General features: G+C 54.0%; 6 protein-coding genes, 3 pseudogenes and 1 CRISPR repeat array. Of the genes and pseudogenes, 3 read left to right on the plus strand and 6 right to left on the minus strand.

Annotation, left to right across the window (positions count from 1 at the left end; genetic code table 11):
- Nucleotides 1-137: 137 nt before the first annotated feature.
- Genes M3G15_RS03715 through M3G15_RS03730 form a run of 4 tightly spaced genes read right to left on the minus strand, consistent with a single transcriptional unit; the run spans nt 138 to nt 8,715 of the window.
- Complete coding sequence (locus tag M3G15_RS03715) at nt 138-1,574, minus strand: TIGR02679 domain-containing protein (protein ID WP_164744097.1); 1,437 nt, start codon at nt 1,572-1,574, stop codon at nt 138-140.
- A gap of 11 nt (nt 1,575-1,585) precedes the next feature.
- Nucleotides 1,586-5,791, minus strand: coding sequence for a TIGR02680 family protein (locus M3G15_RS03720; protein ID WP_260070112.1), 4,206 nt, complete (start codon nt 5,789-5,791; stop codon nt 1,586-1,588).
- A 38-nt stretch (nt 5,792-5,829) separates the two neighbouring features.
- Complete coding sequence (locus tag M3G15_RS03725; RefSeq protein ID WP_260070113.1) at nt 5,830-7,038, minus strand: TIGR02678 family protein; 1,209 nt, start codon at nt 7,036-7,038, stop codon at nt 5,830-5,832.
- Nucleotides 7,039-8,715 (minus strand): TIGR02677 family protein, encoded by a 1,677-nt coding sequence (locus tag M3G15_RS03730; RefSeq protein ID WP_260070114.1) that lies wholly within the window; start codon nt 8,713-8,715, stop codon nt 7,039-7,041.
- 430 nt (nt 8,716-9,145) lie between these two features.
- Between M3G15_RS03730 and M3G15_RS03735 the strand changes: the two are divergent.
- Nucleotides 9,146-10,443: pseudogene (locus M3G15_RS03735) on the plus strand (arsenic transporter).
- Between the two features lie 23 nt (nt 10,444-10,466).
- Here the strand turns inward: M3G15_RS03735 and M3G15_RS21600 are convergent.
- Nucleotides 10,467-10,772, minus strand: a pseudogene (locus tag M3G15_RS21600) (DUF6809 family protein).
- Nucleotides 10,773-10,866: 94 nt separating this feature from the next.
- Between M3G15_RS21600 and mntA the strand changes: the two are divergent.
- Nucleotides 10,867-11,280, plus strand: a complete 414-nt coding sequence (mntA, locus tag M3G15_RS03740) for a type VII toxin-antitoxin system MntA family adenylyltransferase antitoxin (RefSeq protein ID WP_260070115.1) — start codon at nt 10,867-10,869, stop codon at nt 11,278-11,280.
- Nucleotides 11,277-11,688: pseudogene (gene hepT / locus M3G15_RS03745) on the plus strand (type VII toxin-antitoxin system HepT family RNase toxin). The gene mntA and the pseudogene hepT overlap by 4 nt, the downstream one beginning before the upstream one ends.
- A 295-nt stretch (nt 11,689-11,983) precedes the next feature.
- Nucleotides 11,984-16,774: direct repeats of the CRISPR family, unit length 32 nt; unit sequence ATTTCAATCCACGCACTCACAAGGAGTGCGAC.
- A 170-nt stretch (nt 16,775-16,944) separates the two neighbouring features.
- On the opposite strand, the gene cas2 reads toward hepT, so the two are convergent.
- Nucleotides 16,945-17,235 carry a CRISPR-associated endonuclease Cas2 gene (gene cas2, locus M3G15_RS03750; protein WP_009223774.1) on the minus strand — a complete coding sequence of 97 codons (291 nt, stop codon included), beginning with the start codon at nt 17,233-17,235 and terminating at the stop codon, nt 16,945-16,947.
- Nucleotides 17,236-17,245: the final 10 nt, after the last annotated feature.

Raw genomic sequence — 17,245 nt, forward strand, 5'->3', positions numbered from 1 at the left:
ACCAGCACGAGGCAGCTCCTAGACAGAACCACAGCACCGGTCTTAAGAAGAATACATTTACAGCTTTCACTTTAACGTCATATCGCTCATAAATGTCCAGCTTAATTCTGTACATCCGTTGCATGATATTGCGCACTTCATTTGGAATGCAAACGGCCGCCGATCTCCCCTCCTATGACCGCTTTTCGCCAATCATTGATCAAATTTACGATTATTTGCTCTTGAAATAGCTTACGTCCTACATCGCGCATCGTGTTGCACAGCGAGTTATCCCAAATGGCCTGCATCTTAGCCAAACGAAGCCGCTCTTCTGTTGATAAGGTTACGCCATTGGGAAGCGCCAAGGCACACCCCTCCATGTAACTTTCCCGGTTAAAACGCCAGGCGGTAAATCGGTCCCCATAACGGGAAGCCAGAACATTTCCGATCGAAATCCCTTTAACATCAAAATCACCAGAGTAATATAGGTGGCCGGAAACCAGGTTTTCCTCCAAATAACGATCGATCAGGCGCAATGCCGCTGCGCTTGCCGGTCCACTGGTGCAAACTAGCATCGGTCCCGCAGTATAGGCGGATTCATTGGCTTCATTCAAATCAACCAAAGTGGAAAATACCGCTGGATTCTCTACCACATAAAAATCGGTGATCGGAGAAAGCACGCTGGTTATCTCAACTTGCCTTAACGATAAAACATATGGCCCGTTACCGCCGTCCCAAGGGCAATAAATATGAACGAGAGAAGATATGTCGTCATCAAAAATTCCCGCGCTGCGGTAAATCTCCCGCGCCTCCAAGGTATCCACTCCGGATGACAAGCCGGGTATCGCCTCGGGATCTGATGGGTCAGTTTGATCCGTTTCGGCAAACTGCTTCCCAAGCTCCTTGGAGCGTAAGGCCTGGAACAGCAGCCGCCCTGCCGGGACGTTCCGGTCCAGCGCATGCGGATCGCCGGTAGTTTGCGCGGCCAGCACCGGTAGGCGGACAGCTGATGGTGGGCTACCGTTCTCGCCCAAACCTGCTGTTGCATCCCCCGCAAGCAGCAGGTTCCACGCGCATGTGGCACTCGCCAGCTCTCTTTGCGCCGTCTCGGGAGCAGCGCGCCACAGCTCACGCAAGGTGCGGTAACCGGCTGCACGGCCGTGGCGCAAACCACTTAACCATTCCGCCACAGCCGGCTGGAGTGGCGTTCCTTGCTCCGCAAACTGGGCTTCCAGGGTCTCAAACAACCTCCCCCACTCCTGCATCGCCAGCAATTCCCGATCCGATTTGGTTCGCAGCGGCTCGCCGGTCAGGACTTCATGAAGTTCGGTAATCGTGAAGGTAAATGCCGATTCCAGCAATTCCTGTTCAAAATCCGCAAGTGGTACTCGGATATCGTCCCCCGGTTTTTTGTACCAGCCAAAAAAGGTATTGATCGCCTCGCATTCCGCTGCAGTAGATCTACTGATGACGGCGTGCCCGCCCGCCTTCTCCAGACTGGCGTATCGCTTCCAGACGGCTTCGAGCATTCTCTTGAACCCGGGACGAGAAAAATAGTCCCGGGCTTTGGCCGCCTGATCTGAACGATCGTTCATCCGCCCGCCGCTCATTCTTCTGCACCGCTTTCTATATATTCCTTGATTTTGCCATTCCAACGGTAGCGGAACAAGGTAACGAAATCGACGTCCTTCGGCCGGTAAATCTCATAAATCGCCAGCTTTGGAACCGTATCGTAGCAACCCCACAGCACCTGGGAGGTCATCATATAGTCAAAGCCCATATCCGTCAGCAGCTTGAACATATCCCGCATGTTCTCCTCATCCACGCCCGCGAACGCTTCGTCAAGAGAAATAAGCCGCGGCGCGTCGGTTCTCGCGTCGGAATACCGCGACCATGTGGCGGCGAACAGCGGAATATACATGGCCATTGCCTTTTCGCCCCCGCTCAGCACGTTGAAGCGCGCATCGGTGAGCGGACGGTAACCAATCTGCTCACCTTTTTTGTATTTCAGTTCAAACTGGAACCAGTTGCGATAATCTAGCACTTGGTAGAGATGTTGACGCAGCGATTCCTGCTCCTCCTGGGCTGCCTGTTTTGCGCTGACGATTTGCCCACGAAAATGCTCGATCATCGCGTCGATTTCGTCCTCGCGCAGCCTATGAGAATCCCGCTTCAACAGTTCGACCAGGTCGGAGACATCGAGTTGCTGTTCCCCCGCCGCGACTTTAGGTTGCCACTCAAGCTTCAAGCGAAGACCGCTTGATGTGTCTCGCTCCTCCATTAGCTTGTTCATTTCCCGCACCCATTGCTCCGCACGGTGAATTCGCTGCCGGATCGCTTTGCCAACACTGCGGAGAATGATTTCCTCATACAGTTCGCGGTCTTTCTCACTTAACAAAGCGCTTTGCTCCGCTTCCTGCTGTTCGAGTTCTTCCAGCAACGCCTGCGGCGGCAGCGGCTGGCGGGGGTTACGCATGGAAAGCAGCAACAAACGTCCGGTTGTTTCATCCGCAACCGTCTCCAGCACATACTCCGTCAGCAGCATGCGCGCGGCATTAAACTGCTCCAACAAACGGTTAACGATGTTTTCGGCATTACGCCCGGTAAACAAGGGTTCGTATTGCCGCAGAATTTCTTTGGCAGAGGCCTGCAGGAAAACTGCCCGAGTTGTGGCTGCGGCCGAGTTCGCCGCGTTCGCTGTATCCGCCTCAGTCGCTACGCTCCGCCACTCGTCAACCAGACCTTGGCGCAGCTCTGCTAGCAGTTGCTCCAGCGTTCGTTCCAACTCGACGTGCAGCACTTCTGCCTGCTCCCGCAGCAGCACCAGCTGTGCTTCCGCCCGGGATGCCTTGTCTTTGGCCGCATCGAGCAGCCGCTCCTGTTCTTTGACGCGGACAAGTAACGCAGATTGCTCGCGCTTCAGTTCCTCCAGCCTCCGCGCAACATCGGCCAACCCTAACTCCTCGATCAGCCTCCGCAACGTATCCACCTGAGCGCGCTGATCCCGCTGCCGCTCGCCGAGCTCTTCCGCCAGTGCTTCTTCATCCTCCAGTTCCAGGATCAAAGCGTCCAACTCATCCTTGAACCGCTCCCAAGACGCGTGAGCGTCCCTGTACTGCCGCCAGGCGGAATGCAGGTCCGAAAGCGACGCTTCATAATCGCGCAAGGCGTTAACCGCCGCCGCAAGATCCGGCTCGCGTTTCAACCGGGTCCAGTTCGCGGTCAGCTCTACCAACTCTCGCTGCAGTTCGCGCCACTGCGCCGACTTCGCCTTGAACCGCTCATTGGCCTGCGCTTCCTGCCGGGCCGCAGCCTGCAGCCGATAATCCGCTGCCTGTAGTTCGCGCAGGGCTCCAGCCAGGTCCGCCCCGCCGGGAAAAAGCTCACGCTCTACCGCCAACTGCCTTTCCGCTGCCTCCTGACCGGCAAGCCGTTCGTCCAGCTCTCGCAGCACGGCGTCCAATCTGGCGATCGCCTCGCCCAGCCGGGCAATTTCCATCATGCGGGTACGGCGGCGCGTCTCCTTGCCGATATACTCCGCCCGCTCCTTCACCGCCGCCTTCCCGGCGAGCGGGCCAAGCCGGTAAGAGCCGTCGGCTGCGATCATGCCGCTCCAGTCGCCGTCATCCAGTAGGCCGCCTTCCTCGTCCCACAAAAAGCTGCGCAGTACCGCATCGATCGCCGCGGCCGTGAGCCCGCTTCCCTCTGGTGGATCGGCAACCAACATGTCCGCCAGCGTATAGCCGAATTCCTGCGGACGAGGTACGATCCAGGCTTCTTCATCGTCATTGCCACACTCCTGCACCCGGCCGTCCGGGGACAGCCAGGCATCAAGCAACCCCGAACGCTCCAGCGCTTCCTCGATCCGCGCCTTGGTGTCATCGCCTACGTGCGGCCGGAAATCGCACGCAGCGAAGAGCGGCGCCCCGCCTCGCTCTGCATTAGCTTCGCGGAATTTCGCACGTGCTGTGCTGCGCCCGGGTTCCGGCTCCCGACTTTGCTCCCAGCCGCGCTTCTCTTCCTGCAAGCTCGAGCGCTCCGCCAACAAATCCCTCCGCTGCTTCTCCATATCGAGCCGGCGGGCCACCAAACGATCCCGGGCCGCTTCGTACCGGTCCAGCAGCGGCCCCCGCACCGGCTCCAGCGAGGTCTGCTCCAGTCCGTACTCGCGTAGCGCCCCAAACGTCTCGCGCAGCGCCTCCTCATTAAAAGGCAGTTGCCGTAGCCCGCTTTGCCAGGCGACAATCTCGTCCTTAAACGCCTCCTTGCTGTCAGCAAACCGCTTATCCCGCTCGCCGCGCTCGCGCTCCGCCTCATCCCGCGCTCGGCTCGCTTCACCCAACTCGATTTCGCTTTCCTTGACCAGCGCAGCCGCCATTTTTTCCTCCGCCGCCTTGGCCAGGCCCCGTTCCACAGCAGCGCGATGCGTGCGCAGATCTTTTCGCCACGCCTCTTTCCACAGATCATCCACCGGCACGTTCGCTGTCCAATACCGGTGATATACGACATGCCCGGCAAACTCCATGTCGCCCGCAATCGCCTCCAACTCGTTCAGGAGTTCCCGTTGCTCCCGTTCGGCGGTGTCCCGCTTGGCTTCGGCCTCCTGCAGCCCGCGCTCAAGTTGCTCTTGCTTTATGCGGGCCTTGCCCGCTTTTTCCTTTGCGCGTTCCAACTGCTTTTCCGTGTCCGCCAAAGCCGCCGCGGCCGCCTCATACTCCCGTTGCTTGCCGATAGCTTCATGCTTCTCCAACAATTCGCGCTCGACGGCAATCTCCTGCAACCGGTTCTGGATGCCGCTGCGCTCTGTCACAGCCCCCGCCTTTTCCGCCTCCGCTTGCGCCAGCGTCTCTTCGGACCTTCTTACTCTGGCAGCGACTTCATCATAAGCAGCTTTGGCCTCCAACATGTCCTCAGATTTCGTATACAACACATGCTTGTTGTAAAAATCGTACCGCTCCTGCAGCTTCACCATCTCGGCGCGATGCCGCTTCAGTTCGTCCAGCCGGTCGGTCATTTGGTCCATGTCCTCCAGCACCTCTGACAACGGCCGCAGCTCCTCCTCCATCAACGGCGGCAGCGCCTGATGGAGAATCTCATAGATCGCCGACGGCTTGAAGTCCTTGGACAGCTTTGGACTCCGCAACTGAATCATGAGTTGGAGCAAGTCCTGATAAGCATCCGTATCCGCGAACCCGAAAATATGCTTGTTCACCATATCCTGATACGATTTCTGATCCAAAACGACCTGGCCGCCCGTTCCCACCTTCGCTTCCAGTTCCTTGCGGTCGAGAGGAATGCGTACGCCGTCCTCCAGCCATCCATTACGGTCGTAAAGCCAGAAGTCACGCCCGATGCGCCGCCCATCCTCCAGCAAAAACCCCCAGAACTGCACCTGGGCCGCGTTTCTTCTCGCCCGCAGCCCGATGCCTACCGTTCTGTACGCTCCGGTCGCACCATGCTTGAATTCCATCCATAAGTAGCCCGTCGTATCCGTCTTACCGCCGTCCTCCTCGCCAAGCAAATAATACTCGATGCGGCGGTCCCGCGAACCGAACGGGTCAAGCCGGTGCGCCCGCTTGTCGCCGTCCAGCACGAGCGGCAGGAAGCTTTGCATTGTAACCGACTTGCCCGACCCGTTGGCGCCGCGCAAGATCAGCCGGCCTTCCTCGAGTTGAAATTCCTCTTCATCGTAATACCAGAAATTCAAAATCCCGACGCGATGCATCTGCCACCTTGCGGCCGCTCGGTCGCCTTGACCGGAAGCCCCGTCCGCTCTCAGACCGCTTTCCTGCTCCACCATTTGCTGTTCCACCAGTTAAATCCTCCCGTTTGGATGTTGATCCACCACACCTAAGTATCAAAATCGTTATTTGCATATTCCGAACTCCATCTAGCCAGTACGGGCGAGATCAGGAACGAAGTCTCGCCCTCCCAATCTCCCAGCCCCCATTCGGCTAAATGGTTCATACACAGTTCCGCCAGTTCCTGGGAGGCAGCTTCCCGAAGATCCTTGCTCCAAAACTCTTTATGTTTAAGCTGTAGCCTGTACAGAAGCGTCTCGATATCCGCCTTGGTCAACCGGACCGTGCCGTTGTCCTCCACGTACAATACGCCTCCCTCCGCCAGTTCCTTGCGGATTTCGCTCGCAAGGAGCAGCGCCAAATCCGAAGCGGCCGACATCGTCGGAAACAGCTCGCTCTCGCCGGTCAGCTCGGGATGGAAAAACCACAGCCCTTCCCGGTAACGCCGCCCGGTCCAGCCGAGCATATTTTCCAGTTGATCGATGATCGCCCGCCGCTGCCACAGCACATAATTCAAATCTTCCTCATCCCAGTGCCTGTCCACCACCGCCGGCTCCAATAGCAGCCGGCGGTATATCCGGTGCCGCCGCCGCATCGACTGCCCGTCCTGTGTGTCGGCGTACGGAATGGGGTCTTCCAACTCCTCCAGCCGCGAGCAGCCCGTCAAATCGCGCGGAAAGCGCCGAAGCACATATCGGGCCAAAGGCGAACACTCGTACAATGCATTGCGCTCCGCGTCCTGCGCCCACTGGCCCTCATCGCCGTCGACGCTGTGCAGCACGCCAAGCGCCCGCAGCTTCTTCAGCGCTCTGGCCATCGACAAGCGGTCATAGTAATTCCGCCAGTCGGCCTCCAGCCCCGCGCTCAGCATCTGCTCGCGGATTTCCTCCACGATGTCGGTGAGCAGGAACTGGTCCAACTCCGTTTTTCCTTCCAAATACCACAGTCCATAGGTAAAAAAAACGTAGTCCCGCTTTTCGCGAAACTCAGGAAAACCCATCCACGGGTGCGCCTTCACAGGCGTCTTGTCCAGCTTGGCGATTGTCCGGGTCATAATCAGCGGAAAACCTGCCTTATCCATAAACCAGTCGCGCAGCTCCTCGTAATGGTCCCGGATGGCAAAATACAAGTCCGGGTCTTCCTCCTTTGCAACCCACGGACGGTTCAAGAGCGCGTGCATGCACGCGCGCTTTCGTTCGGCCGCCTGCTCGGCGTTTATTCCCCGTTTGCTTAGTCTTTTGAGCGCACCTCCAGCCATCTACCGCCCCTGCCTTTCCGCCTCGTTTTCGGATCGGACCTCCGATTCAAATCTTGATCCGGCTTCTCCCTCGACTTCTGCCGTATCGGCCGCCGCAGCCGCTTCCGCAGCGGCAATATCGGCCCCGTTTGCCCCCTGCTTTGCGGCTGTTCCCACGGCCAAGCCATTCGCCGCTTCCGTCAGCCTAAAATGCAGCTCGTAGTTTGCCATTTCCAACTCGCCGTCTTCCGCGTGCAAGATTGTCCGCTCCGCCGTACGCGGATTGCTCATCCGAATCAACACGCCTTCCGGCGTAACAAACGAGTGGCCATTTCCTGTCGTCATGCACCGGCCGATCCACTGCAGCAACCGTAGCCGCTCCCTGGCCGTCACCGGCCCTAGCTCCGACACTTTGACGGAGCTCCGCTCTAGTAACGCCGCGATCATCCGCCATTCCTCTGCCTGCCGCAGTTTGAACGCTTCCCGCTCCCGCTGCTTCCGCCGCTCGTTGTCACGCACCGCGTCCGCCGGCTGACGCTCTCCGCGCTTGCGGCTGCGCGAACGCAGCATGCGCACCATCGGCCGCTCCTCCCAGGACGACATGTCCGCCCGGTCCGAGTCGCGCAGATCCTCGCCCTGCAAGTGCCTTGTCGGGAACAATCCGAAAGCGTATGCGGACAACCTGTGCGCCTCCTCGACCGTTTCGATCGAAGCAAACCAGCGGGCCAAGTGCTCTAGCTCCTTTTTGCGGCTTAGTCCCGAACGCTTCCGTTCCTGAATACGAATCGCGCTGCGTACAATACGGGCAATCGCATCCTTCGTCGCCCGCTCCAGCAAGGTGAGCTCGCTGGGCGCAGCCCCCTCGCCCACAAACCAGCGCCGGATATTCGTCCAGCCTTGACGAAGTTCTTCCAGCAGTTCCTCCCGATCCGGTTCGTCCTCCAGCCGCGGCTTTCGGAGCTCACCTTCCACGACCTGCTCTAAAAACAGATCCCGTACCGAATCGTTAATTCGCTGCAAATTACCTTCGATTTTATAAGCGCTCCGCTGTAGCGCCTGTACGAAATTTTGCAGGTAATCGGTCAACTTTTCCTTAAAGATCAAGAAAGCTTCCGTCACCATCATCTCTTCCGCCCGAGCCGTATGCAGGCTAGCGATATAGTCCGCCGCATTTTCATGGAGGTTAACAAACGAACGGTACAAGACGTTCCACAGCTCCAGCGCCGCGTCCGGCTCCAGTTCTCCGACCTGGCTACGAATGTCAAACAGTTTATCCGCAATCGTGTCGAATAAGGAAGCTTCCAGCGAACCGCCATACCCCGTTACCTTCTCCAGCGTCTCCAGCAGCCGTTCGATTTCGATGGAATACGGGCGGAGCAAATACTGCATCTTCTTTTTGAGATACTCTTCCAGCGTGGAGGAGCGTCCACCGTCGTGACGGGCAGTCAGGTTTTGCCACTCCACCAATTGATCCAGGTCGCCTTGGCACAGTTCAAGTGTATAATCCGGCCACACGTTCCAAGCCTTGACCGCTTCAAAGACGTCTTCCGGCTTCAGCCAATACCGCAGTCTTTTATACTCCTGATAGAAAAAACGCATGATCGCCCGGTAGCGAACCACGTTGTCAGCATTGACATACTTCAACTCGGGTATCCCCCGCAACGATTGCACCGGCAACCCCGGCAAATGAGACTCCATTCTCGCCCCCCCGTTCCTTTCAGAAAACTACTTTCATCTTAAAATACCCGCCACCTTGTGACAAGCCGAGAGGGGGGAAGTCATACGATGTTATTACTTGTCGTTGATGGATCGGGGACAAACTGAAACCACAAAAAAACGGTACCTTGGAAATGCGATGTATAACAAGTAAAACAGAGCCAGCAACCATCGGCTAGTCCTGGCTTGGCTGGGAATGATGCTCCGTCTTCGATCGAATGGGGCTTCTATAGCAAAAGAAAACAGCCGCCGGCTCTTCAAGCCGATCCCAAATTTCATTTGATTTGACATCAGAAATCCTCCGAATTGGGACGCTAGTCCCCTCCACCCTATGTACAAAAAAGGAAAGCAGTGAGACAATGATAAACGGCTTGTTTACAGAGAGAGATTTTTGGGGGAAGAAGAGAAACCGATGGGATTTGACATCATTGCGGCAGCACTTATTTTTGGAATGACTTTAACCTTTGTGATTTGGCAGCCGAAGGGGCTGAATATCGGGTGGTCCGCGTGCGGCGGTGCGGTGTTGGCGCTGCTTGCCGGCGTCGTCGGCTTTGACGATGTGGGGGAAGTCGTGCAGATCACGTGGAACGCCACTCTAACGTTTATCGCAATCATCATCATTTCGCTGATCTTGGATGAGATCGGCTTGTTCGAGTGGGCAGCGCTGCACATGGCCCGGGCTGCAAAAAACAGCGGCATCCGCATGTTCATTTACGTCAGCTTGCTGGAGGCGGTGGTCTCGGCGTTTTTTGCCAATGATGGGGCAGCCTTAATCCTCACGCCGATTGTGCTGGCGATGGTTCGCCATTTGAGTTTTGAGGAGAAAATGATCTTCCCGTTCATTATGGCGAGCGGGTTTATCGCGGACACTACCTCTTTACCGCTGGTTGTCAGCAACCTGGTGAACCTCGTGTAGCGGATTATTTCGGAATTGGCTTCGCGCAATATGCCGCTCGGATGATTGTTCCAAACCTGTTCTCGCTCGGGGCAACGGTGGCGGTGCTGCTGCTTTATTTTCGCAAAGGTATTCCTCGCACCTATGACCCGTCCAAGCTGAAAGCACCATCTGAGGCCATCAAAGACCAGCGCCTGTTCCGCATATCTTGGGTGGTGATGGGAGTCCTGTTGATCGGCTACCTCGTGAGCGAGTTCCTTCATCTTCCGGTATCCTTGCTCGCCGACACCGTGGCTTTGATCTTCTGGGCCATCGCCCGCCGAAGCCAAGCGGTCGATACGAAGGCCGTCATGAAAGGCGCGCCATGGAACATCGTCGTCTTCTCGATCGGGATGTACGTTGTCGTGTACGGCCTCGGCAATGCCGGGCTGACCGAAGTCTTGGCCAAGCTCCTCCAAACGGTGGCAGATCAAGGCCTATTCGTATCCACGATGGCCATAGGCTACATCTCGGCGTTCCTATCGTCGATCATGAACAACCTGCCGGCCGTCATGACCGGCGTACTCGGCATCGCCGACACGGCCACCTCCGGCACGATCCGCGAGTCACTGATCTACGCCAACGTCATCGGCACCGACCTCGGCCCGAAGATCACACCCATCGGCTCACTCGCCACTCTCGTCTGGCTCCATGTCCTCGCCAAGAAGGGCGTCCGCATCTCCTGGGGCACGTATTTCAAAGTTGACATCGTGCTGACGATCCCGATTTTGTTTGCGACGTTGTTGGGGTTGTGGGTGGTGTTGTGGGTGTTTTAGGAGGGGCAAATTGCCCCCTCTTTTCATTCCACGAATAACAGCACCTCAATCATCAACCCCACACCCAACCTAAAACCCTGCGCGAACGCGGCTGCCATCTCCATCTCTTGAATTTGCTGCTGTAAGTCGATTAGCGCCTCAATTTGGTAAAATCCTCACCAGATCGTTTCTCTCTCCAAGCCATTGTTGGCTTCGGATAATGCGTTGCTGAGTTGGCGGTATTGCGGGTCTTTGGGGGCCATCTGCTCGGGGATGAGATGACCGTAGTAGAGAGATTCCAGAAAGGATGGCATCGAAAAAAAAAAGAATAGCAAAATCGGTGGCCGCATGTGGTACGTATCTGCGAAACACTTGTATTTTCAAGCACATTTGGATACGCTCAAGATAAGGTTCCAATTTGACAGAATGAATGGATGGTGTCTTATGCCTAATCCAAGACTTGAACCACAACAAATATCCGCCATAATCGATTATTTAAACGAGCGTTTCAATGCGCTTACCGTGATATTATTCGGGTCAGCAGCAAGGGGGGAGATGCGCCAAGACAGCGATGTAGATATTGCCTATATTTCTGAAGATCCACCTCACTCCGCGTATGAACTATTTATGGCTGCTTCTGAACTAGCCAATCGGGTAGGGCGTGAGGTAGACCTGATTTATTTTCCCCAGGCGAATCCCGTCTTCAAAGCACAGATCATTGGAACAGGTGAGGTATTGCAAGATGTCGAGCCTTATGTCCGGCAGACCGCATTTATGCAAGCCCTCAAGGAATATGCCCTGCTTAACGACGAGCGCAAAGAAATCATGGAGAATTACCAGAGAGGGGGAGCCAATTGAACCGCGATATACTAGCGAACAAAACAGAAACGATCAACCGTTGCCTGAAACGGATCCATGAAGAGTATGAAGGAAAGCGAGAGAACCTCGAAAATTACACCAAACAGGATTCCATTATCTTGAACCTACAGCGGGCCTGTGAAGCTTGTATCGATTTAGCCATGCATCTGGTCTCAGAAAATAAATGGGGAATCCCTCAGAGCAGTCGGGTGGCTTTTTGATCTTCTATTAGATAATGGAGTGATTGACAAAGAACTTAACCGTAATCTGAAAGCCATGGTTGGTTTTAGTAACATAGCCGTACACGATTATCGAAGTATACAAATCGAAATCGTCCAGGCCATTCTTGATCACCACCTCGGAGATTTCGTTCTTTTTGCATCAAAAGTCAGAGATTTTGGTGCTTAAAGCCTCCGGAAAGAAACTATGTTTTCCAGGGGCTAGTATCTACACCCCCCCACTCCATTCTGCCGCCCTTTTGCAACAAATCCACGCAATACCCGCAATGCGTTTGCGGAGTTTTTTTCCTATTTGGAAAAAGACACTTGCGACCATTCATTGCATCGAGACTATGATCCTGTAAATTATCAACCAACAGCCGCTCCCAACCGGAGCACAAGCAAACAAATGCCATGACCAGTCTGTACTTTGACTCCCGAGTAATCAGTAACAAGTGAATCCGGTCATCCGGAGTACGGCTCCTGTTTCGATCTACGCACTCACAAGGAGTGCGACGAAAGAGATCAAGCGGGAGCTGCCTAAGTTTATCATTTCAATCCACGCACTCACAAGGAGTGCGACGCGTTACTTTCGTATACCTGGCGATAAACTCCGCTCGATTTCAATCCACGCACTCACAAGGAGTGCGACCGGAGAGCCGGGGTTTGAGTTTCTGGACGATACATTTCAATCCACGCACTCACAAGGAGTGCGACCCCTTGCGCATTTCTAACGAGTTTTACGCCTTCTTGATTTCAATCCACGCACTCACAAGGAGTGCGACTCGCGTGCAGGATGTTAAATCCGCGATATCCTGAGTAATTTCAATCCACGCACTCACAAGGAGTGCGACGTAAGCCGGATTTTGTGCCTCGATCATAACGCGATTTCAATCCACGCACTCACAAGGAGTGCGACGGTCCGCGAGGTTCAATGAGCGTAAGCGAATTTAACCATTTCAATCCACGCACTCACAAGGAGTGCGACACTCACGAATGTCCGCGACCATCGTTTTAAACGACGGATTTCAATCCACGCACTCACAAGGAGTGCGACCTTCGTCAGGTCGATTCCCGTCCCACTACTTCCTTTATTTCAATCCACGCACTCACAAGGAGTGCGACCCGGATTTTTCGCACGAATCACGATTTGGAATCCCGATTTCAATCCACGCACTCACAAGGAGTGCGACCGCTTACCGTCACGGAATGCGCCTGGTGCGGGCGTATTTCAATCCACGCACTCACAAGGAGTGCGACATTCGCAATTTCCGCCTGTTCACGCTCGTCTGTCGATTTCAATCCACGCACTCACAAGGAGTGCGACTCCAAAAAATCGTCAATTGATAATTTACTATCAAATTTCAATCCACGCACTCACAAGGAGTGCGACGAGCCTTTTAATGGCTAGGGTGCGCCTAGCGTTGGATTTCAATCCACGCACTCACAAGGAGTGCGACTCAGACATTAGCGGCAATAAGTGCGATACAGTAATTTCAATCCACGCACTCACAAGGAGTGCGACGTAATCGCGCCGGCCGTCTGTTTTACCGTAATAAACTCATTTCAATCCACGCACTCACAAGGAGTGCGACTATTGATTTGGGACACTCATAATACATACGGACAATTTCAATCCACGCACTCACAAGGAGTGCGACACAAAAACCGGGATTTTGTACATATGTCCGGCGTAATTTCAATCCACGCACTCACAAGGAGTGCGACGACTTCTGTTTCTTCAAATCTTTAATCGCGTCCGTATTTCAATCCACGCACTCACAAGGAGTGCGACGTTGAACACTTTACCCAATGATGCCAGCGATTGTTATTTCAATCCACGCACTCACAAGGAGTGCGACCCGATACGCCCGCATAGGCCGTGCCGTCTTTCCCATTTCAATCCACGCACTCACAAGGAGTGCGACAAGCTGCAGGGGCGGGTCGCCAATTTCCGAGCCACTACATTTCAATCCACGCACTCACAAGGAGTGCGACGCCTATGCAAGAATGCTGCTTTGGTCGTTTATCATTTCAATCCACGCACTCACAAGGAGTGCGACGGCAACTCTACATTAGTTGGTTATGCGTCCATAGATGATTTCAATCCACGCACTCACAAGGAGTGCGACCGCGCAAAGCCGCTGCCAGTTCTTCCGGTACTCCGGATTTCAATCCACGCACTCACAAGGAGTGCGACAGCCCAGCGTCATTCACAACGGTAAAGTCCGCAGTATTTCAATCCACGCACTCACAAGGAGTGCGACGCCGCCAGCCAAGCGGCAGTGCGCGGTTAATATACATTTCAATCCACGCACTCACAAGGAGTGCGACGTGCAGGGTTCCACGCAAGCAATCACGGGAGCAGGGATTTCAATCCACGCACTCACAAGGAGTGCGACCTTGTGTCATCAAAGGAAATATTGAATGTTTTCATTTCAATCCACGCACTCACAAGGAGTGCGACGCTCTCATACATATAATCCGAGTAGTACGATCCGATTTCAATCCACGCACTCACAAGGAGTGCGACCGCTACGACAGTGCGTTTATCGCGGTTGACAACATTTCAATCCACGCACTCACAAGGAGTGCGACGCGAACTCTATCAGTGGTTCGGACAGACAATGCGCATTTCAATCCACGCACTCACAAGGAGTGCGACAATGAATCGGAACCACAGCGCCGCGATATCACCGCTATTTCAATCCACGCACTCACAAGGAGTGCGACGATCGGCGTGCTGGTTGCTGGCATATGGGCCCTGTGATTTCAATCCACGCACTCACAAGGAGTGCGACAGATTGAAGTGCCGCGTCGTGTAGCTAACGCCATTATTTCAATCCACGCACTCACAAGGAGTGCGACTTCCTGAGCATCGCGCGGCAACTCAGTCTCGATGCTATTTCAATCCACGCACTCACAAGGAGTGCGACCACGATCTGTGGTCATCCTGAGCATCGAAGGAGTAATTTCAATCCACGCACTCACAAGGAGTGCGACGCCGCCGGGCGCTATTCGAAGCCTTCGGGCTAGATTTCAATCCACGCACTCACAAGGAGTGCGACTTTATATCAATCCCTTCTATTTCGCTAAATTTTCGATTTCAATCCACGCACTCACAAGGAGTGCGACCGAGCTTGAACGGCACGCCCTTGAACTTGTCGAGATTTCAATCCACGCACTCACAAGGAGTGCGACTTATGCGCGACATGATTAAGCCTCAAATCTTCAAATTTCAATCCACGCACTCACAAGGAGTGCGACGGGAAGGACCCGACCCGGATCACTGAATTTATGATATTTCAATCCACGCACTCACAAGGAGTGCGACCTTGATCCACGCGGAGTATGTATCTTGTTTATACATCATTTCAATCCACGCACTCACAAGGAGTGCGACGGGTCAAAAAGAGATTTATTGATATCGGGGCGTGGATTTCAATCCACGCACTCACAAGGAGTGCGACTCTTCGTTTGAATCCTCTCTGAAATTCGTAAGGCCCATTTCAATCCACGCACTCACAAGGAGTGCGACTTGATACAGGAGAGCAGCTCATCGATCCGGAGACCGGTATTTCAATCCACGCACTCACAAGGAGTGCGACGGTAATTTCCTCCGCGACATCCGTTTCGTACAGGCCATTTCAATCCACGCACTCACAAGGAGTGCGACTAGCGTCTTCACCCCTTGCGTTTGGGCGCGCTGGACATTTCAATCCACGCACTCACAAGGAGTGCGACCGCGTAATTATCATTGTGTTTCGCTAGGTTTGCATTTCAATCCACGCACTCACAAGGAGTGCGACCCTCAAAGGGAGTCGGAAGCCGACGGAGCCGGTGATATTTCAATCCACGCACTCACAAGGAGTGCGACGCTTTTGTGATTTGGAATTGAACCATAACGCGCGATTTCAATCCACGCACTCACAAGGAGTGCGACCCCCCCCTCTCCCACTTTGGGACTTTGGGCCTAGATTTCAATCCACGCACTCACAAGGAGTGCGACGGATATTTGCTTTATCTGATGATTTTATTTCGAGCGATTTCAATCCACGCACTCACAAGGAGTGCGACTTAAAATAATGAATTAAATCATCTTTGCTATCTTCGCGATTTCAATCCACGCACTCACAAGGAGTGCGACGAAAAATGCGGTTCCGCTGCCGCCGGATGATTCCGATTTCAATCCACGCACTCACAAGGAGTGCGACCAAACGTGCGTTATAAAAGAAGTCGATAAAGCCGATTTCAATCCACGCACTCACAAGGAGTGCGACTGGAGTGATGTTTAAATGTCAAAAATGACGCCTATTTCAATCCACGCACTCACAAGGAGTGCGACATTGGACAGGTATGTTAAGAGTTTATCTGGATATTTCAATCCACGCACTCACAAGGAGTGCGACGTTGACATCGACCTGCTGCTTGTCGATCCACATGCCATTTCAATCCACGCACTCACAAGGAGTGCGACAACATAAAAACGGCGTATTATATCGTAACATAGATTTCAATCCACGCACTCACAAGGAGTGCGACTCGAGCTGCGTGCGCTGCATCGCTTTGTCGAAGTCAGCGATTTCAATCCACGCACTCACAAGGAGTGCGACATCGTAACACTCGCCGACGGCCTAAATCAATCCGTAATTTCAATCCACGCACTCACAAGGAGTGCGACATTGATTTTGCACGAACTCACAAACTGTCATAACTATTTCAATCCACGCACTCACAAGGAGTGCGACTCCACAGACAACGCTTCGGTACGCGCGGATCACCATTTCAATCCACGCACTCACAAGGAGTGCGACCCCGCTGCGGAAACGCTGTGCCGCCGCCATTCGCCATTTCAATCCACGCACTCACAAGGAGTGCGACGTCATACCACATATTCGATGGTAGTGGTGCCGGAAATTTCAATCCACGCACTCACAAGGAGTGCGACGTGGCAAGAGTTTCTAGGGGACGTTGAAAAGCTATTTCAATCCACGCACTCACAAGGAGTGCGACCTTCGCCAATTTTTCACGTTGCATAACCAGTTTAATTTCAATCCACGCACTCACAAGGAGTGCGACTTAGTAAACCTTATGATATAATTAAAGCATAAAATTTCAATCCACGCACTCACAAGGAGTGCGACTTAATCTGGTGCCATCGATTGATGTTGAGTTGCTATTTCAATCCACGCACTCACAAGGAGTGCGACTCCGTCGACCAATCGTACATTTCCGCCTGGAACTATTTCAATCCACGCACTCACAAGGAGTGCGACTGCGGGCCTTGTGAAGCCTTGAGCCACAAGGCCTCACATGCCCAGAAGTGCGAACCTGTTTTGTGAGTGCGAAATGTTATTGTTTATTCCAACAAAAAACTCAACAACTCCAGTAATAGCGCGGGGTGCGAACCTCATAGGGATTTTATGTGCGCTTGGGGTTCGCACCGTTAGAAGATGAGCGGGTCCTCTAAATCGATCGACGGCTTTGCACCAATATGCTCGACTTTGGTTTTGTAGTTATTGCCCAGCCGATAAAATCGCAGGCTGTCTTTTTCATGATCAATGAGTTGGGATAACTCCAGTTTCAGAGCGGTGAACTGGGATGCATCGACGTTACATTCAAACACGGAATTCTGTACCCGTTGTCCGTAGTTCTGACATGCCTTAGCCACTCTACGGAGCCTCGCAGCTCCTCCCACGCCTGAGGTTTGAACATCATAAGTAATGAGTACAAGCATCCCGAGTCAC

Origin of the sequence: Paenibacillus sp. p3-SID1389 (assembly GCF_025151705.1) — a bacterium.
GTDB lineage: Bacteria > Bacillota > Bacilli > Paenibacillales > Paenibacillaceae > Fontibacillus > Fontibacillus phoenicis.

Excerpts from the sequence above, each read along its gene's own strand:
- M3G15_RS03715 (WP_164744097.1), bottom strand. The coding sequence starts at position 1,574 with ATGAACGATCGTTCAGATCAGGCGGCCAAAGCCCGGGACTATTTTTCT.
- M3G15_RS03725 (WP_260070113.1), bottom strand. The coding sequence starts at position 7,038 with ATGGCTGGAGGTGCGCTCAAAAGACTAAGCAAACGGGGAATAAACGCC.
- M3G15_RS03730 (WP_260070114.1), bottom strand. The coding sequence starts at position 8,715 with ATGGAGTCTCATTTGCCGGGGTTGCCGGTGCAATCGTTGCGGGGGATA.
- mntA (WP_260070115.1), top strand. The coding sequence starts at position 10,867 with ATGCCTAATCCAAGACTTGAACCACAACAAATATCCGCCATAATCGAT.
- cas2 (WP_009223774.1), bottom strand. The coding sequence starts at position 17,235 with ATGCTTGTACTCATTACTTATGATGTTCAAACCTCAGGCGTGGGAGGA.